28 protein-coding genes and 1 tRNA gene are annotated in these 21,217 nt (G+C 38.6%); 7 read left to right on the top strand and 22 right to left on the bottom strand.

Going from position 1 to position 21,217, the window contains the following annotated elements:
- Positions 1 to 446: 446 nt before the first annotated feature.
- From ACIROD_RS13265 to ACIROD_RS13225, 9 genes are all read right to left on the bottom strand, one after another.
- The gene (locus ACIROD_RS13265; protein WP_402941440.1) at positions 447 to 1,274 is read right to left on the bottom strand and encodes a hypothetical protein; all 828 of its coding nucleotides are present in this window, start codon (positions 1,272 to 1,274) and stop codon (positions 447 to 449) included.
- Positions 1,275 to 1,939: 665 nt separating this feature from the next.
- Positions 1,940 to 2,497 carry a DUF5381 family protein gene (locus ACIROD_RS13260; RefSeq protein WP_230177409.1) on the bottom strand — a complete coding sequence of 186 codons (558 nt, stop codon included), beginning with the start codon at positions 2,495 to 2,497 and terminating at the stop codon, positions 1,940 to 1,942.
- Between the two features lie 13 nt (positions 2,498 to 2,510).
- Positions 2,511 to 3,308, bottom strand: a complete 798-nt coding sequence (locus ACIROD_RS13255; RefSeq protein ID WP_402941437.1) for a hypothetical protein — start codon at positions 3,306 to 3,308, stop codon at positions 2,511 to 2,513.
- A 9-nt stretch (positions 3,309 to 3,317) separates the two neighbouring features.
- Positions 3,318 to 4,565 carry a glycine zipper domain-containing protein gene (locus tag ACIROD_RS13250; protein ID WP_402941434.1) on the bottom strand — a complete coding sequence of 416 codons (1,248 nt, stop codon included), beginning with the start codon at positions 4,563 to 4,565 and terminating at the stop codon, positions 3,318 to 3,320.
- 260 nt (positions 4,566 to 4,825) lie between these two features.
- Positions 4,826 to 4,993 (bottom strand): hypothetical protein, encoded by a 168-nt coding sequence (locus ACIROD_RS13245; protein WP_402941431.1) that lies wholly within the window; start codon positions 4,991 to 4,993, stop codon positions 4,826 to 4,828.
- Between the two features lie 35 nt (positions 4,994 to 5,028).
- On the bottom strand, positions 5,029 to 5,331 hold the full coding sequence (locus tag ACIROD_RS13240; RefSeq protein ID WP_230177407.1) for a WXG100 family type VII secretion target: 303 nt from the start codon (positions 5,329 to 5,331) through the stop codon (positions 5,029 to 5,031).
- 287 nt (positions 5,332 to 5,618) lie between these two features.
- Positions 5,619 to 6,035: a hypothetical protein gene (locus tag ACIROD_RS13235; protein ID WP_054397148.1), complete on the bottom strand. Its 417-nt coding sequence runs from the start codon at positions 6,033 to 6,035 to the stop codon at positions 5,619 to 5,621.
- Positions 6,036 to 6,278: 243 nt separating this feature from the next.
- Positions 6,279 to 6,518, bottom strand: a complete 240-nt coding sequence (locus ACIROD_RS13230) for a hypothetical protein (protein ID WP_402941426.1) — start codon at positions 6,516 to 6,518, stop codon at positions 6,279 to 6,281.
- Between the two features lie 346 nt (positions 6,519 to 6,864).
- Positions 6,865 to 6,936, bottom strand: a tRNA-Val gene (locus ACIROD_RS13225).
- A 211-nt stretch (positions 6,937 to 7,147) separates the two neighbouring features.
- On the opposite strand from ACIROD_RS13225, the gene ACIROD_RS13220 reads away from it, so the two are divergent.
- Entirely contained in the window at positions 7,148 to 7,369 is a 222-nt protein-coding gene (locus ACIROD_RS13220) for a hypothetical protein (RefSeq protein ID WP_101224088.1), read from the top strand.
- 17 nt (positions 7,370 to 7,386) lie between these two features.
- On the opposite strand, the gene ACIROD_RS13215 is transcribed toward ACIROD_RS13220, so the two are convergent.
- Entirely contained in the window at positions 7,387 to 7,944 is a 558-nt protein-coding gene (locus ACIROD_RS13215; protein WP_101224089.1) for a phosphatidylglycerophosphatase A family protein, read from the bottom strand.
- Positions 7,945 to 8,135: 191 nt separating this feature from the next.
- On the opposite strand from ACIROD_RS13215, the gene ACIROD_RS13210 reads away from it, so the two are divergent.
- The 5 genes from ACIROD_RS13210 (at position 8,136) to ACIROD_RS13190 (ending at position 11,032) form a co-directional block, all read left to right on the top strand.
- Complete coding sequence (locus ACIROD_RS13210; RefSeq protein ID WP_101224090.1) at positions 8,136 to 8,858, top strand: alpha/beta hydrolase; 723 nt, start codon at positions 8,136 to 8,138, stop codon at positions 8,856 to 8,858.
- An 80-nt stretch (positions 8,859 to 8,938) separates the two neighbouring features.
- A complete protein-coding gene (locus ACIROD_RS13205) occupies positions 8,939 to 9,454 on the top strand; it encodes a YjcG family protein (protein ID WP_101224091.1) in 516 nt (171 codons plus the stop codon).
- 4 nt (positions 9,455 to 9,458) lie between these two features.
- A complete protein-coding gene (locus tag ACIROD_RS13200; RefSeq protein ID WP_402941421.1) occupies positions 9,459 to 9,887 on the top strand; it encodes a GNAT family N-acetyltransferase in 429 nt (142 codons plus the stop codon).
- A 159-nt stretch (positions 9,888 to 10,046) separates the two neighbouring features.
- A complete protein-coding gene (locus ACIROD_RS13195; RefSeq protein ID WP_101224093.1) occupies positions 10,047 to 10,310 on the top strand; it encodes a hypothetical protein in 264 nt (87 codons plus the stop codon).
- 233 nt (positions 10,311 to 10,543) lie between these two features.
- A complete protein-coding gene (locus ACIROD_RS13190; RefSeq protein ID WP_101224094.1) occupies positions 10,544 to 11,032 on the top strand; it encodes a spore coat protein in 489 nt (162 codons plus the stop codon).
- 55 nt (positions 11,033 to 11,087) lie between these two features.
- Here the strand turns inward: ACIROD_RS13190 and ACIROD_RS13185 are convergent, their stop codons facing one another.
- Positions 11,088 to 11,384, bottom strand: a complete 297-nt coding sequence (locus ACIROD_RS13185; RefSeq protein ID WP_402941416.1) for a hypothetical protein — start codon at positions 11,382 to 11,384, stop codon at positions 11,088 to 11,090.
- 152 nt (positions 11,385 to 11,536) lie between these two features.
- Here ACIROD_RS13185 and ACIROD_RS13180 point away from each other — a divergent pair, with 152 nt between their 5' ends.
- Entirely contained in the window at positions 11,537 to 13,810 is a 2,274-nt protein-coding gene (locus ACIROD_RS13180) for an ATP-dependent helicase (RefSeq protein WP_260357950.1), read from the top strand.
- 197 nt (positions 13,811 to 14,007) lie between these two features.
- Here ACIROD_RS13180 and spoVIF read toward each other — a convergent pair whose 3' ends face one another.
- The 11 genes from spoVIF to mgtE form a co-directional block, all read right to left on the bottom strand.
- Entirely contained in the window at positions 14,008 to 14,262 is a 255-nt protein-coding gene (spoVIF, locus tag ACIROD_RS13175) for a sporulation-specific transcription regulator SpoVIF (protein WP_034314458.1), read from the bottom strand.
- Positions 14,263 to 14,375: 113 nt separating this feature from the next.
- On the bottom strand, positions 14,376 to 14,516 hold the full coding sequence (locus ACIROD_RS13170; RefSeq protein WP_101224097.1) for a YjcZ family sporulation protein: 141 nt from the start codon (positions 14,514 to 14,516) through the stop codon (positions 14,376 to 14,378).
- A gap of 102 nt (positions 14,517 to 14,618) precedes the next feature.
- The gene (spoVAE, locus tag ACIROD_RS13165) at positions 14,619 to 14,975 is read right to left on the bottom strand and encodes a stage V sporulation protein AE (RefSeq protein WP_063577046.1); all 357 of its coding nucleotides are present in this window, start codon (positions 14,973 to 14,975) and stop codon (positions 14,619 to 14,621) included.
- 16 nt (positions 14,976 to 14,991) lie between these two features.
- Positions 14,992 to 16,017 (bottom strand): stage V sporulation protein AD, encoded by a 1,026-nt coding sequence (gene spoVAD, locus ACIROD_RS13160; protein WP_402941411.1) that lies wholly within the window; start codon positions 16,015 to 16,017, stop codon positions 14,992 to 14,994.
- Positions 16,018 to 16,020: 3 nt separating this feature from the next.
- Positions 16,021 to 16,491, bottom strand: a complete 471-nt coding sequence (gene spoVAC / locus ACIROD_RS13155; protein WP_230177400.1) for a stage V sporulation protein AC — start codon at positions 16,489 to 16,491, stop codon at positions 16,021 to 16,023.
- Between the two features lie 17 nt (positions 16,492 to 16,508).
- Positions 16,509 to 16,895 carry a YhcN/YlaJ family sporulation lipoprotein gene (locus tag ACIROD_RS13150; protein ID WP_230177398.1) on the bottom strand — a complete coding sequence of 129 codons (387 nt, stop codon included), beginning with the start codon at positions 16,893 to 16,895 and terminating at the stop codon, positions 16,509 to 16,511.
- Between the two features lie 402 nt (positions 16,896 to 17,297).
- Positions 17,298 to 17,663: a DUF1360 domain-containing protein gene (locus tag ACIROD_RS13145; RefSeq protein ID WP_402941406.1), complete on the bottom strand. Its 366-nt coding sequence runs from the start codon at positions 17,661 to 17,663 to the stop codon at positions 17,298 to 17,300.
- 14 nt (positions 17,664 to 17,677) lie between these two features.
- On the bottom strand, positions 17,678 to 18,250 hold the full coding sequence (locus tag ACIROD_RS13140) for a hypothetical protein (RefSeq protein ID WP_402941403.1): 573 nt from the start codon (positions 18,248 to 18,250) through the stop codon (positions 17,678 to 17,680).
- 11 nt (positions 18,251 to 18,261) lie between these two features.
- A complete protein-coding gene (locus ACIROD_RS13135) occupies positions 18,262 to 18,576 on the bottom strand; it encodes a hypothetical protein (protein WP_260356938.1) in 315 nt (104 codons plus the stop codon).
- A gap of 306 nt (positions 18,577 to 18,882) precedes the next feature.
- Positions 18,883 to 19,656, bottom strand: coding sequence for an enoyl-ACP reductase FabI (gene fabI / locus ACIROD_RS13130; RefSeq protein ID WP_402941400.1), 774 nt, complete (start codon positions 19,654 to 19,656; stop codon positions 18,883 to 18,885).
- A gap of 133 nt (positions 19,657 to 19,789) precedes the next feature.
- Positions 19,790 to 21,160, bottom strand: a complete 1,371-nt coding sequence (gene mgtE / locus ACIROD_RS13125) for a magnesium transporter (RefSeq protein WP_402942911.1) — start codon at positions 21,158 to 21,160, stop codon at positions 19,790 to 19,792.
- Positions 21,161 to 21,217 lie beyond the last annotated feature (57 nt).

Genomic DNA, 21,217 nt, shown 5'->3' with positions numbered 1-21,217 from the left:
ATGAAGGTCCCCTCAAACTGTAGACAAACCCGATTTTCATCGAGTTTGTCTACAGTTTTTTTGCTTGTACAAATTTGGACGTTGATTTCCATTCCATGCACTCGCTCCAATCAACTATGTTTAAAAATTTAGATAGAACTCCTTTTTCCTACAGTCTTTTTTGTTTTAAAATAGATCTATTAAAACTTGAGGTGATGAGGATGCTTTCGAAACATAATTCTATTCAGTGAGATCAACCGGTGCCGGCGAACCATTTGGTTCGTAAAATGGAGGCTTCCATTGACTTCACCTTCATTTACGACTTGGTGAAAGCCTCCTTAATTAATGTTCCAAATAAGCCCTCGTTTGGATCATTTATGATTAAGTAAATACCCCTACAAGTAACCTTCTAATAATTTTTGGTTATGTTAAGGGTTATGGTGTTAATTAGACAAGAAAAAGAGGACCTAAAACACGTATAATCTATCGACTTCATCCTGTAAACCTAATTTTATCATTTCATGTATGACCAATTCTTTTAACGCTATCTCATCTGCAATTAAGTAAGTAAATTGGACATCTCTGAAAAAAGCCATTTTACTTTCTGTTGTTGCAGAATTAAAAAAGGCCTTCACTTCTTCCATGTCAATCGTCATATCTTTTTCAAGTTTGTATGGGAGAAAATTGCTTGTAATGTTCTCTACAGATATTATGCCTAACCCATCAAGGGTTGATAAAATAGTTTGTTGCTCTCTTTCTGTCCTTACTTTTCCTTCCACATAATGATAGACATCTTCTATTCGTTCGCTATCGAATGTGGCTATTATCTTTTCCACTACATAGTTTGCGTCCTCTTCAAATTCCTCATCTTCAGGTTCTACTTGTTTTAGTTCTTTGAGCAAACGAATATACTGTCCCTCTTCTTCCAGGATATTAAAGTTAGAAATAGTTAAGGCATCTTTCATCGTACAAACCAAGTTAAGAAACTCCCTTATATTCCTTGCTACAATCTTTATTTGTGAATCAAAATCCATTGGACTAATACATACAACAAAAGCATTCTCTAAATCAGATACTGTTCCGAAGTCAGTTAGAAATCCGAAATGTATGCCGTCAACGCCTGTACTAGCAAATGTAATGACATCATAGGGAGTATTTTCATAAGGGGAGAAGTCAAATTCCAAATAAAGGGATAAATCACTTAAGGATTGGCCTTCTTTTTCAATTTCCTTCTCTAATTTATGGAGCTTTTCAATTGTTGGTGGCATTTTCAAATACTTTCCGAGATAACTCACTATTTTCTCCTTTAATATTGTGCCTTGTTAGGTGATTTAAGAATAACTCGTCTGTTAAATTTTTACAATATTAAACCATCGTAAGTATTATCGACCCTAATTCGGCTGATTTCATCAAACATTAATTTCACTCGGTACAGCTGATAATATTGAACACGAATAAACATATACTGATTTAACAAATTCACAAATTCACCTATGTATCGTTCAAAAAAGGAAGACAAATGGATTGCATTTATTGAATGTATGTTGAAGGGACTATCTCTTCGATAAACAGCCGAAACACCGAATCGGTGATGGTCTTATTTTTAACCTCCATCATTAGCTGAATAAGCAAAAAGCTTTACCTACAGTTCCTTGAAATATTAATTATTATAAATAATTGACCTGTAGTACGTTTAAATCCTTCTCAATCCGCCACCGTTACGCCACCAATTGAGTCAATAATACAAAATGAACTATATTTTATAAACAAAAAAGGCCCAAATCCTTGTGATATCAAGAATTTGAGCCTTTGTCAGTTGATGACCTGTTAGGGATTCGAACCCACGACCCCTTCCCTGTCAGGAAGTGAAAGTAATCGGATTATAACAGATTTATAATGAAAAAGACAATTGGACACGAATCACCAGCTTTGGACTGAGATCTTTTAATTTGAATGATCGTTAATCAATTTTCTGCTCTTGGCGCTCGTATTTGGCTACTCTTTGCAATTTATCTAAATCCACCTTGCGATCCCATACTTTTTTTGCATTTTCTGTAATATAGGGATAAAGATATTGATCAACGACCACCTGATAATCCAGGTCATCAAGTAAATTATACGTACGAATTTTTATGGTTTTGTCATCAAGGGTGTCAATGACTATATCATTGATTAAATTCAGTGGATTTCTTACTAAATCGATATTCCGGATATTCTTAATATAAACTGTACCTTTCTTCGTCTTAATCGTACCATTTTCACCTTGGACAATCGTTAACAGGACCTTTCCTGGAATAAAACCTGGAAGTGACCAAAGCGTTAGGTAAAGGTAAAAAGGAGTAAAGATGAGACCACCACCAAGGTAAAATAAGGAATACTTGGACTCAAATTTCAAACCGTGTATGATTAAGAAAAAACAAGCAATTAAAAACCCTACAGTCGCAAGAAACATCCACCCGTACATGAACTTTGACCCTTTTATCTGAATGGCGTTATTTTCTTTCTTAACGTTTACCAAATAATGCACCTCCTTAAGCTGGAAGAATCTTGTTGGTTAATAATAGTTGATTAATAGATGCCTCATTTGCTCTCTGAATACTCAGGTCAAGGTTGTTGTCCCTTGTAGCTAGCCAACATTCATTCTTTCCTGGAATCATAAAATAAAGATCTTTTAGGTCAGGGTTATTCTCTGAGTCATACGTTAAGCTTACTAAACTATCCATTTTACCGTTTCTATTCGAAATATCATTTAAAAACTCTAAGATACTAGTAGACTCTCCCTTTTTACTTACCCATTTCTGAACAATTGACTCCGGTAAAGAATGAGATTGACTTACATCTTCTAAAAGTTCTTCAAATTCTTCACTTTTTAACTGAAGAATAACTTCACCTTGCTTTTCTAACGTATGGAAATGGAAAAAACCGCTTATAACTGAAAGGATTTCTTCTTTCGGCAGCTTAGAAATAGAGTGAACTTGATGATCGTACAATACTTTATGTAAATAAACCTCTCCTTTTTTAAAATGAAAGGAAATACTATCTTCTCCATTTAAGTCTGGCTGATGTTTAGAAGCCGTTACGGTACTTTCTGCATTATTCAATGTATGAATATAGGCAGCAAATTCATCTTTTAACTTATATTGATTATTTACTTCCTTTAACATATCTTTTGCTAACAAAGAGCGAGAGGCAATTTCTAGCATTAATTTCAACTCGGCATCTTGAAGCGTTTGAAAATAGGTTTCCTTAATCGACATTCCTTGTTCAAATAAACCTTCACTATAAAATGAAAAAAGTAACTCTTCAATACTTAATTGAACGGTATTCATATATCCTCCTTAAAAAAATGAAAATTTATCCTCAAAAAAATCTTTTGCTCCATCGGCAAGGGAACTCGCTGTTTCTTTTGCTTTAGATAATCCCTTACCAATTTCCCCCACCTTCCCTATTGGGTCAGCAATAGTATCCTTAATTTGATCATTTAAGAAATCAACACCTTTATTAACACCTTCAACAACTTTCCCAGCTTTCTCCAAACCACCTTTAATCAGTCCAAGCCCATCATGTATAGGTTCTTTAATGATAATCGCTGCTTTCTCTGCTATACCTGCCGTAAGCTTAGCCGCTTGCTCTCCAACAAGTCCTCCTACAAATGAACCTGCAGCGGCTCCTACAACCGTACCGACTGGGCCTACTAAACTTCCTAGAGCCCCTCCTACGAATGCTCCCGCAATGGAACCTCCAGAAATCGCTACGGTATTATTCACTGCATTTCCTACCGCTTTTGCATTTTCTCGCTTTAAGACCTCTGGATTATTTCCATATTTCGCATAGTTTTCGGAAATTTTCAGTCCCATTCCGCCTGCTTCCATTACTCCTGTTACCAGTACTGCACTAACAGCGTTGGTTTTGGCAAATTTCGCTCCCGTCTGTAGAAATGATTTAAACGTTGTAGAGTCCAATGCTCGATGATTAATCCCTTCAAATAATGCCTTTGAACTATCTGTATACTTAACAACATCACCAGGAAGATATTTGGCAACCTTTTTGTGAACTAAATCAGCAAATGGAACATCTCTATATTTTTTCAATAAAAAGGTTGGATTTAAATAGGCTCTTGCTACATTACGAAATTTGGAATTATCGACTACATCTGTTAGTTTATTTAGGACATTCATATGTTTATACATATAGACATCATCACTATTTTTGATAAATTGTGTAAATCCTAGCCCATAAAATGCAAGCTGCTTTGATACTAAAGCACCCATTGCAGTGAGCGCTCCATATTTCTCATGCAGTTTATAAAGTTGACCGACTAAGTTATCAGCATCGGAAAATTTATTGGCGGTCATTCGAAGGTCGATCTCCATTTCACTCAGAAGGTCAACTATTTGATTTCCTGTTCCCCACGGATCTCCTACTTGATAAAAACAATGACTATACTCTGCTGGAGCACTGCTAATTAGGTTCACTAGTTCCAAATGAAGACTCTTGTATTCTTCTTCAATTTTTGACAAGTGCGAGACAAACTCATTTGCTAAATATTCTAAACGATCTGGGTCTACGGAAATTTTATTCCCCACTGTATCATCCTCTTTTCTTTTCCTTTATGAACTATTTCATCTATATACTATGAAAAAAGTGATGTCCTAATAGAATAATCTGTAAAGGCAGGATAAATGGGTCGACACAATCCGGTACCCAATTTTTATCCATTCCTTGCTTACCGCCATCTTCTTTTTTCTTTCCTTGTCTCTACTTATTACGAGCCATTTTAAACCTTTCAAAACGATTATCATATTGGCAAGTACAGTTGTATAACTTTAGCGGACATAAGGTTGACTTAAAAAAGAGTGATTATTTGATGTGCCAAAACACCAAATTGAATGAACAAAATAAAAAAACCACCGCAGCCGGGGAGTAAACTACCATCTTTATTTTGCTTATTCTTATCCGGGAGCATCCAGCCTTCCTCTTCCAAACTTTTACGATCCCTATTCTTCGGTTTCATATGACACCTCTTTATATCCTTCATTCATTTTGTTTCTACTCATCCTTCATACAAGCTAGGCGCTCTAATTCTCTTTGTCTTTCAATCTCTTCTCTCACTCTGTCAACTTCATTTGCTGCGCTTTCTAATTCTCTACTTATTTGATAAAGATTGTCTGAATGTCTTTGAAATAGGACAGCTGCTTCATCTAGTATTGAATCAAATTTTTTCCGGGCTTCGCCAGCCCATGTCTCCGTATTTGTATGTATACTCTGCATTAATTTTGATTCATCTAATTTTAACTCCTCAGAAGATTCCTGAAACACTTTTGTTAATGCTCTGACTTTATCCGAATTCATCTTTTCACCTCATTATTGAGTCAACGTACTTTTTCTCTATTTATTCTCAAATACCATTTTAATACAACAATTCCCTATTTTAGATAAGTAAATGTTACTATAATTACTAAGTCACTTCCATAGGCCCCCAGTATTGAAATAAGAAATAGATATAGGAGGAATGTTTTATTTTATTAACATAACGAGTGTAGTTGAAAAGTATGCCATGATATAACGAGGAAAACTGCAATTTTCCTCATTCAGAGGAAGAAGGTTTATCCATTTCTGCACCATTTTCTTAGAGTACATTAATTTATTAGCATTTTATCTAATTCACGAACCTTATCATATGACTCCAATAGTTGTTCAGGTATTAATGTTCTCCCATAATCCCAAGCATTAGTTTCTATTTCAGATTTTAGCTTTTCTTTTTCTTCTTCGTGACCATACATTAAAATCCTTAAATCATGTTTGTTTTTCTTAAAATCTAAATAATAACCAATCATACGATAAAGAATAATTTTAACAAAGTCTTCCTCTGTCTCTTTAATTCTAATTTTCCCTTTATAACCGTTAACTTGAAGGTAATTGAATTTTATAGTATTGGTCGATACGTTATAACTCATAGGTGCACTTAGATTATTGTCAAATTCATAAATAATATCCAAATTGTGCTCATTTAATGTGTTATTAATTATCTTTTCGATATCGCTTATATAAAGCATTTAACTATCACTTCCCTTTTAAAGACTTACTTCATTATAGTAGTAGATTAAGTTATTCTTCCTATATCAATATGATAAACTGTTGAGATATTAAAATCACACAGTTAAAACCAGGAAACATTTACCATATAATACTGAAGTGGAGGGGAAGTCATACGAGAAGTATGATTAATCCCCTAATAGAACCCCTAATTGGAAAGGAATTTTACTTTTAATTACTCTTCCATACTTTCCTCCTTCTATTTATTTCACTTTAAAACTTTCTATCATTGCTTGTAATTCTTCTTGATATTCTTCTACCATCATTTCAAGTGAAGGGATTGTATTATACTTTTCAAGCCAAGAAACGTAATGAAGTGCTACATTATGCGCAATATCAAAGTAGGGGACAGGTTCGTTGTAACCACACTCTCTGTGAGCTGAAAATTTAACTCTGAAGTCTTTCATCGTTTGCCGATATTTTGCATAGTCTTCATGCGTCATGTTCAGAGCTTCCAAGAAGTATTCCCGTGCATGGTATTTGATAGTAAAGGTAATCCAACACATTATAGTAAAGTGGGTTTTACCGAAGAATATAATTTTGTACCTTTTAAAGAAAAGCCAAAAATACGGTCTTATTTTTAACATCCAACGTGAGCTGAATAAGCAAAAGGCTTTACCTACAGTCCTTGAAATATTAATTATTACAAATAATTGACCTGTAATGCGTTTTAATCCTTCTCCATCCGCCACCAATTGAGTAAATAATACAAAATGAACTATATTCTTTTAAAAATAAAAAAAGGCCCAAATCCTTGTGATATCAAGGATTTGAGCCTTTGGCAGTTGATGACCTGTGAGGGATTCGAACCCACGACCCCTTCCCTGTCAAGGAAGTGCTCTCCCACTGAGCTAACAAGTCGTATGTAATGACTGACTGGTTACTTAAGTACATAATTTATTATAAGTTTTTTTGTTAAAAAGTCAACGCATTATATTAAAAAAGTTTTAATTTTTTCTTATTTTATTTCCCCGCTCCGCAAAACACGAACAAACATTCCCTTTTCACTTGCATATAAAACGTACGTTCGCATATAATGATAGCAAGCAAGTCAGCAAAGGAGTGACAGGGAATGAAATATATACTTCGTAAACATATGGAAGGAAATGCTCCATTGGAGATAATTTATCTCTCCGAACAAGGTAAGATCACGCAGCGGAAAATACAGGTGCTTGAAATTTATCCAGGCCATATTCACGCATTCTGTTTTCTAAGGCAGACAAAACGGACATTTAAAGTGGCCAATATCCTTTCTGCCCGCCTCATTAAGGCTAGGTTTGATAGGTCTGGCTGAAGATTGTTAATCAAGGTTCAACCGATTAACTCTTCTTCTTCCTGGATGTCCTTTTCCTGTTCGGTTAACGATTCTTCTTCATCTCTCAGACGGTGAGCTAACCTTGAGGCGGCACTCGCGGCAATGCTAGCAACGATATCATCCAGGAAGGTATGCACGATTCCTTCTTGCTTCTTATCAAGTTCGTGTATGACGCCTATTTTATTTTTATCCAAATGGCCAAAGGTCGTTACAGCAATGCTTCCGTAACCGAGCACTGCACCAAAGGCAATCGTTTCATCCACTCCGAATAGCCCTTCATCAGACTCAACAATCGATTGCAGGGGTTCTGATAGTTTTTTTTGCTCGGCCAGTTTATCCAGCTCCACACCGACTAAAATGGCATGTTGAATTTCCCTTTTCAACAGGACACGCTCAACGCTGTGGATGCATTCCTCCAGCTTTAGATCAGCTTTATACGGGAACTGCAATTCATAAACGATTTTTGCAATTGCCTCCACACTGACACCACGCTCTAATAATGTTCGTTTAGCCGCCTTCGTTACTTCCCTGCTGTGTACTTGTACATCTGCCATTTTATTCGCCACCTTTTTTATTGTATTATTTTTCTATATCCTTTTATTATAGCACCTTATTATTCAAATTTTTAGAAAATACAATGAAAATTTTCTATTCTAAAATCTTGTCACGGGAAAAAGTCGCTAGGCTATGCTAAAATAATCAAGTAAGTTGTTTTTCATTATTAATTATCATGAGGTGCGGGAGAATGAGTTTACGCAAAGGCACAATTAAAGAGTACATGTTTAAAAGCGAAGCTTTAGCAGAAGAATTGGAACTGCTTGTTTACTTACCTGCTAATTTTTCGCCACTGTATAAATATTCGCTTGTGATTGCTCAGGATGGCCGTGATTATTTTCAAATGGGTCGAATTGGTCGGGTAGCAGATGAACTGTTAGGGAACGATGAGATTGAGAATATCATCATTGTCGGCATTCCCTATAAAGACCGCTTTGACCGCAGGCGCAAATATCATCCCGACGGGGAACAGCACATTGCATACATACGTTTTCTTGCCCATGAACTTGTCCCGTTTTTAGATGATGAATTCCCTACCTATCAAATGGGACATGGTCGAACTTTGATCGGTGACTCTCTTGGCGGTACAGTTTCTTTATTGGCCGCACTAAAGTATCCGCATACATTTGGGAAATGCATCATGCAGTCGCCACTTGCCAATGAGGCAGTAATGGATGCTGTACGTAATTTTGAGGATCCGCATCTTCTCGAACTTTACCATGTGATCGGGACTGGGGAAACGGATGTTCCGACGACGGATGGCAAGAAGGCAAACTTCATAGAGCCCAACAGGGAATTGCATAAATTAATAAATCAAAAAGGATTTCCGTACTTCTATGAAGAATTTGAAGGTAATCATACCTGGAAATACTGGCAGGCAGATTTAAAACGAGCACTATTGGAAATGTTCTAACCCTCTCCTTTTGTGAAGGGTTAAAGAAAAACATGGTCAACTATAATACAACGATAAAAAAATATCAGGAGGTTTTATTTATGAAATATGGTGTTGCAATTTTCCCTTCAAAAAAACTTCAAGATTTAGCTAACTCCTATCGCAAACGGTATGATACGAAATATGCTTTCATACCACCGCATCTGACGCTTAAACCAACGTTCGAAGCGACGGATATGGAAATTTCAACAATCGCCGATCAATTAAAAGACATTGCTCGTAAGTGCAGGCCTTTTACGATAAGCGTTACGAAAACGAAGTCTTTCCAACCTGTAAGCAATACCATTTATTTCAAAGTGGAATTATCCGAAGGGCTTCAAGAGCTGCATGATGCACTTAACAATGAGGACTTCATGAAAAGTGAAAGTGAACATGCATTTGTCCCGCATATTACCATCGCTCAAGATTTATCCGATAATGAGCACTCTGATGTTTTAGGCCAATTAAGCATGCTTGACATCAGCCATGAAGAAGAGGTGAAACGAGTTCACTTGCTGTATCAACTTGAAGATGGGGCATGGACAGTTTATGAAACATTTAGATTAGGAGCTGAATGATTTCGTGTTTGTAAAAATCGCAGAAAACAGCCAAGAGCTTGAAAATGCTTATATGATCAGAAAAAAAGTGTTCGTCCAAGAACAAAACGTCCCTCTTGAAGAAGAGATCGATGAATATGAACAAGAGTCTACACATTTCGTTTTATATGATGATCAGCATCAGCCAATCGGTGCCGGCCGTTTCAGGGGCATCGACAACATCGGTAAAGTCCAGCGCATTTGTGTACTATCATCTGGCCGTAAGAATGGTGCCGGTGCCATGATCATGAATGCTATTGAGGAATACGCCATCCAGCAGAAAGTACCTCAATTGAAGCTTGATTCCCAGGTCCATGCCATCCCTTTTTATTCGAAATTAGGGTATGAGGTCGTTTCCGACGAATTCATGGATGCCGGCATTCCTCATAAAACGATGAAGAAAACCGTTTTATAATATACAAAAGCTGTCCTTTCAGTTCTCTGATTGGACAGCTTTTTTTGTTCGTTCATGAACTTAAATTATCGTTTAATAAAAAAAACCATTTCCGTTCAATGGCAATCTCAGCAAAAATACATAGTCTATATATAGAAAGCAAGAAGGAGGGAAAATTTTATGGGTAACAATGATTTTAACCTGGAGGAGTCTCAAAAAAGACTGATGGAACTGCTGGTTTCGAGGACTATGAGAAAACATGGTTTCAAAAAGGAAAAAGTCGATCTGACTGAAAGAGAGAAAAACAACCTTAAAGAAACCATTCGCCATTTACAAGAGCAATCACAAAAAATCATAAACCAAGAAAAGAACATCACTGAACATGATGTTAATCCAGTTACAAATTCCATTCACAACAAATTCACGGATTCCAAAGATAAATGACACACCATATCACCTAATCAAACCTTACTTGCTGGCGAGAATTAAGTAAACCGAGTCATAGCAGCACTTACATTTCATTCCTAAAGCTCCAGCTTCTTTATTATTCATCCCCACACACTAATACTTTCTCTAAGTATTAAAAAATAGACGAATTAACTGATTTATTCGTCCAACCCGATTACCCATCAAAGCATATTTTAATAGGGAATAAAACCTAAGGAGGAAAAAACAACATGAACCAAAATGTATATCGTAGCAACTGTAACACACATGAAGACTCTGAAAGATCATGGTCGGCTCTAGATTCAGCTTCCAGACATCCCCTGTCAGGGTTCTGTAACGACGATGACACACGCATTGACCAAGAGGCAAGACAGGATAATAATCAAGTTCAGCTTTCTGAAGAACTTATTTACATTAAAGATTCTTGTAATGTAAATGTCACTTCAACGGATGTTAAAGCGGCCCTTTCTCTTCAAGCTGCTCTACAAGCTGCAATTGCGGTCATCGTAAGCATTTCAATCGCAGATTCTGATAATGCTGAAAAGATCACTCAAGAATTAATCCAATCTTCTAATGTTAAACAAATCACGCGCCAAAAAACAATTGTTGAAAACAGCCGTGATATCGACATTACAACAACTGATGCACAAATCGCTCTAAACATCCAATTATTATTGCAACTATTGTTAGCTCTAATCGTAGAAATTGACATTCTCTAAGGAATCAACACAAAAAGGACACTTCGCGTGTCCTCTTTTGTTTTTGGTGGCATATCTAGACAACTTCGTTGAAGAACCCTCCTTTTCCTGTCATTTCCGCCGTTATTTCTTCACTGACCCTCATGCCCATTTGATATTTATTTGTGCCTGCCCCATATGTACTTTCCCGATTATTATCTTTAATTTGATGTAATCCTTCAAAGCTTCCCCTTTCACTTTTAAGCACCTGATCAAAACGGACAGGTTGAATGGGTGTCGTCCCTTTAACAATTCTTACATTCTCTGCAGCTTCGATCGTCCGGTTGGCATATTGAATATAATCAAATTGTGTGACAGGTGCTATGTACCCCATAGTTTTCCCTCCTTATATTTACATAGTTGTATTGTCATTTAATTACCCGTCCGAAACAATATTTAAACACGATTTTCCGCATTCTTTTTTCCTAATCTTCTGGTATGATGAGTATTGCCGATATTTTTAATAGATTAGAGGTATCCATTTATATGAATCAAGCAAAATCTGGCAATGAAATCGTACATTTACATACCGTTTCAGCTGGTGAGCTGCAGACACTTTTTGAAAAAGGAAAACGTGATCAGCTTTCTTGTATCATTTGTCATAAACCAGTGAAATTATTTATTGGAATCCATGAAACGCCTTATTTTTATCATAGTGATCCATCGCAGGTACCCTGTGACTTGCCAATTTCAGAAACAATAAATGAGGAAAAGCCATTAGAATATATGGAACAGAATGGATTTAGGATTCCTACATCACGAACCATTACGGAAACAAAAACCATTACAGAACCTTTCCTTAAAAGCCGGCCCATAACCGGCAACCCGAAATATTCAGATAAACCATCCTGTCTGGCACAATCAGAAGAACCATACTTTCAAGAATTATCCTCATCAGGGGTTGTTCTCGATGCAGAGCAACTCAAGGCGGTAACGACAATCGATGGACCAATTCTTGTCCTATCCGGAGCAGGCAGCGGGAAAACCCGCGTATTGACGGTACGTACAGCCTACATGCTTACAGTGAAAAAGATTGATCCTAAAAGTATCATGCTTGTAACATTTACGGCGAAATCAGCAAAGGAAATGCAGCAGCGTCTGCTCGGTTATCCATATATGACTCCTTCCCTTGTTTCTCAAATCGTGAGCGGGACCTTTCATAGCATCTTTTATAAAATCCTCATTTTCCATGAACCAGCCAAATGGCAGCGTGATTTCCTATTGAAGTGGGAGTGGGAAAAAGAAAAGGTATTGAAACAGGCTGGCAGGGAATTGGAACTTGATGAAAAGGAATTTGCATATGATCAAGCCCTTCAACAAATTGGGCTTTGGAAAAACTCATTGGCTTTTCCAGAGGATATCCAACCTAAGGACGATTGGGAGAAATCGTGTTTATTTTTATATAAGAAATATGAAGAATATAAACAGCAAACAGGGAAGTATGATTTTGATGATATGCTTGTAGGCTGTTATGTATTTTTAAAAAACCACCCCGATTTTTTAAAGAAATATCAGCAAAGGTTTAATTATTTTTTGGTAGATGAGTTTCAGGATATCAATAAAGTTCAATATGAATTGATAAAACTCCTCTCTGCTGAATCAAAAAATGTATGTGCAGTTGGCGATGATGATCAATCGATCTATTCATTCCGGGGAAGCGATCCGAAGTATATTTTGAATTTCAATCATGATTTCCCTCGTTCCCAAGTTGTGAAGCTGACGGAGAATTACCGATCTTCCCATGAAATTGTCGCTACAGCGAACCGATTGATCAAGCGCAACCAGAACCGGATGGAGAAAAAGATGAGGGCACAGCATGATTCAGGAAATCCCCCTGTTTTATTTTATCCTTATGATGAGGAATTGGAAGCAACGATGATCGTATCCGATATCCAAGAGAAAATATCCAAGGGAGCAAACCCTGGGGATTTTGCGGTATTGTACAGGACACACACGATGTCCAGGGCCATTTTTGAACGGCTGGCCGCTTCCAACCTGCCATTCGTCATTGAAAAGGATGCGGATTCGTTTTATCAGCGCAAGGTCATTCGCGGCATGCTTGCCTTTATGCGTTTGAGTTTGTTCCCGCATGACAGCAAGGCAGCAGCTGATGTCCTTTCCTCCTTATTCTTAAAGCAAAGTATATTACAGGAATTAAAAGCAATGACAATATTGCAGGATTGTGATTTTATTGATGCATTTGCTTTTGTTAAGACAGGACATGCTTTTCAGGAACGAAGATTAAAAACGATTCCAGGACAGATCCGCTCTTTAAAAATAATGTCGCCTCTCGTAGCTTTGGAAATCATCGAAAAAGATTTAGGATACCAGGAATATGTAAAAAAACGCGGAAATGATGCGAACCTGGAAAAAGGGTCCGATGACATCCGTGACTTAAAGGTGGCGGCAAATCGTTTTCCTACCGTCGCCGCTTTCCTAGAACATGTAGATCATATGACTGCGATGATCCAAGAGATCAAACAGCTATCGAAACATTTTAAGGATGCCATACAGCTTACCACCATACACCGTTCCAAAGGGCTTGAATACCCAACCGTTTATGTCCTTGCTGCTGTTGATGGCAGCATCCCTCATGATTTCGCACTTGAATCTTACCGAAAAGGGGAACTAACCCCTCTTGAAGAGGAAAGACGATTGCTCTATGTAGCGGCAACCAGGGCCAAAAAGGATCTTTACCTTTCCATCTTGCAAACTAGACGCGGACGGACCGCCCATCCATCACGTTTCTTGAAGCTTTGACCAAAGCTGATGCTAACCATATATGGAATTGGATGGATAAAACAAAATAGGGTTCGGAATGGCCTCATCCCGAATCACTTACAAATTTATGGAATGAAATCAAGCTTGAACTTTTTTTAAATAAAAAAACTGCAGACAAACCCGCTTTCCTCGAGTTTGTCTGCAGTCTGAAGGCCTGCATGATAGCAGGCCTTTTTTCACTTTTTATTTATCATATTGGATATCGTCCCGAAATCGAGTTTATTCCCTTCAGCTACGATGGAATGAACGATTTTATCTTCCGTTTCTTTATTGACCGGTTTATTCGCGATTTTTGAAACGCGCTTAATGACATTTCTAACAGTCGTTTCATCTTTGAAATTGGCTCCTTGGAGCGAGTTTGCCAATTCTAATACATCTTTCATATTTACGCCGGTTTTACCTTCTATGTTTTTAAAAAAGTTATTATCCATACCTAAGCCCCTCCCTTTTCTGTACCTATCCTATGGCATTATCAGAAAAATGGTGCTAGGCCCATACAAATAAAAAAAAATGGAATAGGCTTCTTCTGCCTATTCCATTTTCCTTAGCAGAAAGAAGCCCCTACAATGATCAATAGGATAAACAATACAACGATTATCGCGAAAGTGGAACCGCCGCCACCGTATCCTCCGCCGTATCCATAACCGCTGCCGCCACAACAACCGTAGCCACCATAACCAAACATACATATCACCTCGCTCTCGCTAAAGCTTACTGATAACATATGTAGGTCTGGACATATATGTATAGGCCATGTCCTAGTCCAGGCTGCCTATTTCCGCTTGTTTCATCCTTTTGGTCTGAAAACCAAAGCTCCGATGAAGCCAAAGACGATTGCTGCAGAGATACCGGAACTTGTAATTTCAAACATGCCTGTCAATACGCCGACTAGACCATGTTTTTCGGATTCCATCATCGCCCCGTTCACCAGCGAGTTCCCGAACGAAACGATCGGTATGGTTGCTCCGGCACCGGCAAAGTCAACAAGCGGCTCATATAAATCAAATCCGCCTAGAACAGCTCCTATTACAACGAATAAGCTTAACGTATGCGCCGGTGTCAGCTTAGCAACATCGAAAAGTAGCTGGCCGACTACACAGATCAAGCCACCGATGACAAACGCCCAAAAAAACATTGCTAACATCGAAATCTCTCCTTTTTCATGAATTCATCCCATATTCAATGGCTACAGCATGGGCAATGCACGGAATCGTATCTTTTTGCTGGACGGAAAGTGGTGACAATAATGCTCCTGTTGCGACCAGCAGGATTTTTTTATATTTGCCGGAAATCATTTCATTCAGTATATGACCGTATAATACCACTGCCGAACATCCCGCACCGCTCCCGCCAGCCAAAACAGGCTGATCCTTTTTGAAAATCATCAATCCGCAATCCTTGAATTTTTCATGATTGATTTCACAGCCTTTTTGCTTTAATAAGTCAAGAGCTGTCTCACTCCCTATTTGACCTAAATCACCCGTTATGATGAAATCATAATCATCCGGGGTCAAACCAGTATCTTTGAAATGGGCAAGTATCGTATCGACTGCCGCCGGGGCCATCGCTCCCCCCATATTGAAAGGATCTTTCAATCCCATGTCAATGACCTTACCGATAGTGGCGGAGACAATATGAGGAAATTCCCCTTGCTTGCTTCCATCAGGAGCAACAAGCGCCACCCCCGCTCCCGTTATCGTCCATTGAGCTGTAGGTGGTTTTTGCCCGCCATATTCAGTTGGATAGCGAAATTGTTTTTCAACAGCTGCATTGTGGCTCGAGGCGCCTGTCAACACATAATCAGCCCCGCCATAATTAGTGATGAACGCAGCTAGAGCAAGCCCTTCCATCGATGTGGAACAGGCTCCAAACAAGCCGAAATATGGAATTCCATTGGTTCTGGCTGCAAAGCTTGTAGGTGTAATCTGATTGATTAAATCACCCGCCAAGAAAAATTGCACCTGCTCCTTGTCGATCTTACCTTTTTGCAATGCAAGCTCAACCGCTTTTTCCATCAAATGCCGATGAGCTTTTTCATATGAATCCTGCTCCATCCACAAATCGTCGTATAGAATATCGAAATCACCCGCGATTTCTCCATTAGCTTCAAATGGCCCGCCTGTTACCCCTGTTTCCAAGATGACCGGTTTATTTGTGAAGATCCATGTTTGTTTTCCCTTTAACACCGCTTAGCCCCCAATCATTAGGTAAATCGTTTTTATCAACGCCACGACAAAGGCTGAAAATACTCCAAATAAAATGACCGATCCGGCCAATTTAAACATATTGGATCCAACTCCAAGTACAAAACCTTCCGTCCGATGTTCGATGGCTGCCGAAATTACTGCGTTACCGAACCCAGTGACAGGGACGGCACTTCCTGCCCCAGCAAACTGGCCAATGCGATCGTAAAATCCGAAACCGGTCATCAAAAGAGCCAGGAACACCATGGTAGCAGTGGTCGGGCCTCCGGCTGTCTGTTCCGTAAAGTTGAAAAAATAAATATAGAAGTAGGAAATGGCTTGTCCCACTATGCAGAAAATGCCACCTACTAAAAAGGCCTTCAAACAATTCTTCACTATCGGTCTTTTAATTTCATGCTTCCCTTGGAGTTCCTGATACGCATCCTGCTGTGGGGTCGTTTTCTCCTTGCCGCTCATAGTGCTGAACCTCTCTTCTAAATTAATTCTTTTTGAAGTTCTTCAATTTCCTTGAACTTCTTCCTTGCCTTTTTCTCGGGTACATCTTTTTCCTTAAGTAACTCGTTCAATCTTACCGATTCCAAAAAGATTTTATAATCGCTAGATACGATAAAATCATTTTTGGGAAACTTCTCTTCCAGATGTTTAGTCACAGTCTTTTCAATTTTCTTCATATGAAAACGTTGTAAGTGCTTAACTTTATAAGCGACGATAATCTTTTTGTCGTTTTTCACGACGATCACGTCATAGATGGTGTCTTCATTAGCAACTGTTTCCTTGACCTTTGAGATCAGTCCTTTTTCATCCTTCTCATCCATCCCATTAATGATATCCATCGGTTCAGGATTCGTACGTTTTATCATTGCTAAATTCTCCGTTTTTCCATCATTCTTATTGCTGCATGCAGTAAGCACACACAAAACAACTATAAAAACCAGAAAGCTGGCCTTAAAAAACCTTCCTTGTCTGAACATAGAATCACATCCTAATTTATCGTTCTCTTTTTATTTTCTTGTTTAACTGTTTTTTTATGAATGGTAGGATTAGGAAATAAAAAAACCTTTCCGAATGGAAAGGTTTTTTTATACTCAATATCCTTTATTTTTATTGTTATTATTACAGCCACAGTCTTTCTTGATTTTGACCGGTTGATCTTTTTTGATCGGTTTGGCATAAGCCCATGGATTTTGATTCTGATTCAATTTATGACTCCTCCTTTAACATCTATACCATACTATATGAACGAAGAGACAAGTTGTTTCCAATCAAATGTCCATAATTTTGCTGATTATGACTTCAATAATCGCTCCTACTGCTGCTACGGCAAGGATTAATATCAGTACGTCACCTATAAACCAATGTTGGATATAAATAAAAACCAGAAAAAGGCTGACCCAGACACCCACGCACCAAAAACAGCTTAGCAATTGGCCAAACCAGCCAAGCAGGCCCTTTTCCTTGGGAATTAAAAATATTTCCACTTCTCCTGCTTCATTTTTTTCCTCTATCTCTTTAAAAAAGGGGCGGCGCAACGGCTCCATAATTTTATCGAAGACGATCAAACGTGTCAGCCTGAAGGAAGCCAAGCCTAATATGATAAATAAAGTAAATTCATTTTGTGGGGGAAACATTTAATATTGCTCCTTCACTTGGATTTTTCAATTATTTTGGCATCGATAATATCAGGCAGACCGACGAAACGGATTTGGTTCCCTCTTTTAATCTTCACTGATTCCCCCTTCATTCCCAACACATGAAATTGAAGCGTTTCTCCGTTAATAACAGCCTCACATAGTGGCTTTGGAAAACCTTGATGATTGGATAGGCGGGAAATGATGTCCCGGGAAGAATCTTTCTTCTCCACCTTTTTCCTTTTTCTCTTAACTGGCTTTTCATTTTCCTGTATTATTTGTTCAGGATGTTTCATTTCTTCAACCGGCTTTTGCTCAGGGACATATTGTTCGGTGATTTTCCTTAAACCCGTAATCTCCTTTTCAATTTCCTTCATGGCATCATAAACACCAAATTCGCGTTTGACCTGTTCGATTTTTTCTTCTTTATTCTCGTCTTCTTCCTGAAGTTCCAGCTCAACGCTGTCTTGAGGTTTAGCTTTTTTCGTTCGAAAATCACTTTGCATATTCCCACGCAGATCTGATATTTTTGCTTGATCGACATATATAAGTGGTTTCGATTCTTTATCGCCATTTTTCCCTGACATGAAAACCCTCCTTAATATTTCAGAATATCCACGGACTGCAGCTGTTCCATTTGGTATTGGACAACTTTTTTCCCGAATTTATGCCTTATGAACAAACTGGATTCTTTTTTTTGTTCCAATTTCCCGAATAGTGTACGGTCATTGATGATGAACTTACAAACAGGCTTAGGTGCAAAGGCTGGAAGTCGGGACAATAGCTCCACCAGTTCCTCGGCGGTATATGAAGTGCTGATATTTTTTTCATGTAAATTGATATGTCTCTTCAGCGTATTTTGTATGGTTTTTTTTCCATCAGCACAAGGCAGACCAACTTTCTTCACGTCCATGATGCCCCTCCTTCTTTTTCACGAATAGGGTTGAAAGCAGGTTTATGCTGATTCACGCAAACAATGAATATCCGCTCTATGTATCATTTATATGAAATTCACCCTTCTTTATGCTGGAGATGTGACACTCCCCCAAAAAAGGACACTAACCAAGCTTAAGGATGTTGGGGATTAGCTGAAAAAACTAAAACATTCGAAGATGAAAAAATCGGAAAGATTTCAATTGAGGATGCAGTCACTAAATATACCTGCAGAATGGAGAATCAACAAAAAAAGGGGACCGATATCGGCCCCCCTCCTATATTGTCATCCAATTATATGATAACCCGAATCCACATGGATATTTTCCCCGGTAATCCCGCGGGACATGTCACTTAATAAAAATACTGCCGTATCCCCTACTTCTTCAGGAGTCGTTGTACGACGAAGCGGTGCTTCTTCCTCAATCTTCTTTAAAATTGTATTGAAGTCGCGAACACCTTTAGCGGATAAGGTACGGATAGGTCCGGCAGAAATTGCATTCACTCGAATGTTATCTTTGCCAAGATCACTAGACAGGTAACGGACATTGGCTTCAAGTGAGGCCTTGGCCACTCCCATTACATTATAATTAGGCATGACACGTTCACCGCCAAGATAAGTCATTGTGACAATGCTGCCACCTTCCGGCATGATATCCTTCGACGCTTTAGCTACAGCGGTTAAAGAAAATGAACTGATATTATGGGCAAGCAAAAACCCTTCACGGCTCGTGTTGACGAACTCACCGTCCAGCTCTTCCTTGTTAGCGAATGCCACACTGTGTACCACGCCATGAATGATACTTGTTTCTTCCTTAATCGCCGCGAAACATTTTTCAATGCTTTCATCCTTCGTTACATCACATTGTAAAATGATGGAGGGCTTCCCTTCCAATGTAGAAGATAGTTCCCTAACGCTTTTTTCCGTACGGTCTTTTCCGTAAGTGAAGATCAGCTTTGCACCTGCTTTATGTAAGGAACGGGCAACTCCCCATGCAATACTTCTTTTATTAGCTACACCCATTAAGACAAACGTTTTTCCTTCTAATGAAAAAGTCAACGTATATGACCTCCTATTTTTAATACAAGTTATTAGTACCTGCTACTAATTACAGTATATCAAATTTCCTTTGATAAAAACACCGTTTTCTAAAGCCACCTGGGAATAACGCTTCAAAAAGGCCTTCTTTAGCTTATAGTAAATAGCCCATGAATAATGTAGCTAATCCGAAGTAAATCAGGATACTGATAATGTCATTGATGGTTGTGATGAATGGTCCGGAAGCTACCGCCGGGTCGATCTTCATTTTATGCATGAGGAGCGGTACAAGCGATCCCGCGAGTGTGGCGACTATCAATGTAATGAAAATAGATATGCCGACCAATAAACCGAGCATTAAATCCCCTTGCCAAATATATACGATTAAAGTGATGGCTATTCCACATGTCAAGCCGGTGATGAGGCCTGTCCCGGCCTCACGCAAAACTAGCTTCCACTTGCTATCCTGCTCCAAGTCCCCTGTTGCAATTCCCCGTACTGCAACAGCCAATGCTTGAGTTCCTGTGTTACCGGCCATTCCGCCTATTAATGGAATAAATACAGCAAGAATCGCTTTTTGGCTAAGTGTCTCCTCAAAACGGCCAATTAGGCTGGCGGTCAATAAACCTAAAAACAAAAGGATGATCAACCATGGCAGCCGTTTCTTAGCAGCAGAAAAGGGACTCTTATCAACATGGTCCAAATTTGATACACCCGCCAATTTGGAATAATCATCAGACGCCTCTTCATCCATGACATCAATGATATCATCAACCGTAATAATCCCTAACAAATGGTTTTGGAAATCGACGACAGGCACGGCAAGGAAGTTATAGTCCCTTATTTTTCGTGCCACCTCTTCCTGGTCTTCCGATACAGGTACGGAAACTACCCTGTCATCCATTAAATCACCGATCAAGGCATCTTCATCAGCTATGATCAATGTCCTGAGCGATAAAACACCAAGCAGCTTCTTATCCTGATCGGTAACGAACACATAATATATCGTTTCCGCTTCCGGAGCTTCCCTTTTTAAGATTTGCATGGCTGATCGAGCTGTTTCGTTTGCTTCAATGGCAATGAACTCTGTCGTCATGATGCTTCCTGCCGTAGATTCCTCATAGTTCAGAAGCTCTTGGATTTCACTTGCAGCTTCATCATCCATGATGGTCAAATAGCTGACCGCCTGCTCATCATTGATTTCATTCAGGACGTCAGCCGCATCATCCGCATACATATTGGAAAGCATATCCGCTGCATAAGAAGGGTTCATTTCTGCCAGCAGGCTTTCATAATCATCTTCATCTATTTCTATATTTTCAAAAAGGCCTGCCATTTCTTCCGGTGACAAATATTTGTAAACGACGGATCTGAATTCATCTGACAGGCTTGTATAAAATTGAGCCTGATCATATGGATGCATTTCAAGGAACTCCGTACGAAACTGATCCAGATTTTCCGTTTTAAGCGCTTCAAGCAAAAGCTCGTTATTCATTTGACTGCTCTCCTGCTCCCGGTCCTTCATCTCCTCCATGACCATACACCTCCTAATACATATTTTTTCATTTCCTCGTTTATATTT

Origin of the sequence: Peribacillus sp. NPDC101481 (assembly GCF_044767165.1) — a bacterium.
Taxonomy (GTDB): Bacteria; Bacillota; Bacilli; order Bacillales; family DSM-1321; genus Peribacillus.
This window is presented reverse-complemented; position numbering and strand designations above follow the sequence as displayed.

Excerpts from the sequence above, each read along its gene's own strand:
- ACIROD_RS13135 (WP_260356938.1), bottom strand. The coding sequence starts at position 18,576 with ATGGACGTGAAGAAAGTTGGTCTGCCTTGTGCTGATGGAAAAAAAACC.
- ACIROD_RS13215 (WP_101224089.1), bottom strand. The coding sequence starts at position 7,944 with ATGGCAGATGTACAAGTACACAGCAGGGAAGTAACGAAGGCGGCTAAA.
- spoVAE (WP_063577046.1), bottom strand. The coding sequence starts at position 14,975 with ATGTTAGCAATGTTTTTTTGGGCGTTTGTCATCGGTGGCTTGATCTGT.
- ACIROD_RS13255 (WP_402941437.1), bottom strand. The coding sequence starts at position 3,308 with ATGAATACCGTTCAATTAAGTATTGAAGAGTTACTTTTTTCATTTTAT.
- ACIROD_RS13245 (WP_402941431.1), bottom strand. The coding sequence starts at position 4,993 with ATGAAACCGAAGAATAGGGATCGTAAAAGTTTGGAAGAGGAAGGCTGG.
- ACIROD_RS13240 (WP_230177407.1), bottom strand. The coding sequence starts at position 5,331 with ATGAATTCGGATAAAGTCAGAGCATTAACAAAAGTGTTTCAGGAATCT.
- ACIROD_RS13145 (WP_402941406.1), bottom strand. The coding sequence starts at position 17,663 with ATGTTTCCCCCACAAAATGAATTTACTTTATTTATCATATTAGGCTTG.
- ACIROD_RS13205 (WP_101224091.1), top strand. The coding sequence starts at position 8,939 with ATGAAATATGGTGTTGCAATTTTCCCTTCAAAAAAACTTCAAGATTTA.
- ACIROD_RS13180 (WP_260357950.1), top strand. The coding sequence starts at position 11,537 with ATGAATCAAGCAAAATCTGGCAATGAAATCGTACATTTACATACCGTT.
- ACIROD_RS13235 (WP_054397148.1), bottom strand. The coding sequence starts at position 6,035 with ATGCTTTATATAAGCGATATCGAAAAGATAATTAATAACACATTAAAT.
- ACIROD_RS13170 (WP_101224097.1), bottom strand. The coding sequence starts at position 14,516 with ATGTTTGGTTATGGTGGCTACGGTTGTTGTGGCGGCAGCGGTTATGGA.
- ACIROD_RS13210 (WP_101224090.1), top strand. The coding sequence starts at position 8,136 with ATGAGTTTACGCAAAGGCACAATTAAAGAGTACATGTTTAAAAGCGAA.
- ACIROD_RS13190 (WP_101224094.1), top strand. The coding sequence starts at position 10,544 with ATGAACCAAAATGTATATCGTAGCAACTGTAACACACATGAAGACTCT.
- ACIROD_RS13140 (WP_402941403.1), bottom strand. The coding sequence starts at position 18,250 with ATGTCAGGGAAAAATGGCGATAAAGAATCGAAACCACTTATATATGTC.
- ACIROD_RS13230 (WP_402941426.1), bottom strand. The coding sequence starts at position 6,518 with ATGACGCATGAAGACTATGCAAAATATCGGCAAACGATGAAAGACTTC.
- mgtE (WP_402942911.1), bottom strand. The coding sequence starts at position 21,160 with ATGAAGGACCGGGAGCAGGAGAGCAGTCAAATGAATAACGAGCTTTTG.
- ACIROD_RS13220 (WP_101224088.1), top strand. The coding sequence starts at position 7,148 with ATGAAATATATACTTCGTAAACATATGGAAGGAAATGCTCCATTGGAG.
- spoVIF (WP_034314458.1), bottom strand. The coding sequence starts at position 14,262 with ATGGATAATAACTTTTTTAAAAACATAGAAGGTAAAACCGGCGTAAAT.
- ACIROD_RS13150 (WP_230177398.1), bottom strand. The coding sequence starts at position 16,895 with ATGATAAAACGTACGAATCCTGAACCGATGGATATCATTAATGGGATG.
- ACIROD_RS13195 (WP_101224093.1), top strand. The coding sequence starts at position 10,047 with ATGGGTAACAATGATTTTAACCTGGAGGAGTCTCAAAAAAGACTGATG.
- spoVAC (WP_230177400.1), bottom strand. The coding sequence starts at position 16,491 with ATGAGCGGCAAGGAGAAAACGACCCCACAGCAGGATGCGTATCAGGAA.
- ACIROD_RS13185 (WP_402941416.1), bottom strand. The coding sequence starts at position 11,384 with ATGGGGTACATAGCACCTGTCACACAATTTGATTATATTCAATATGCC.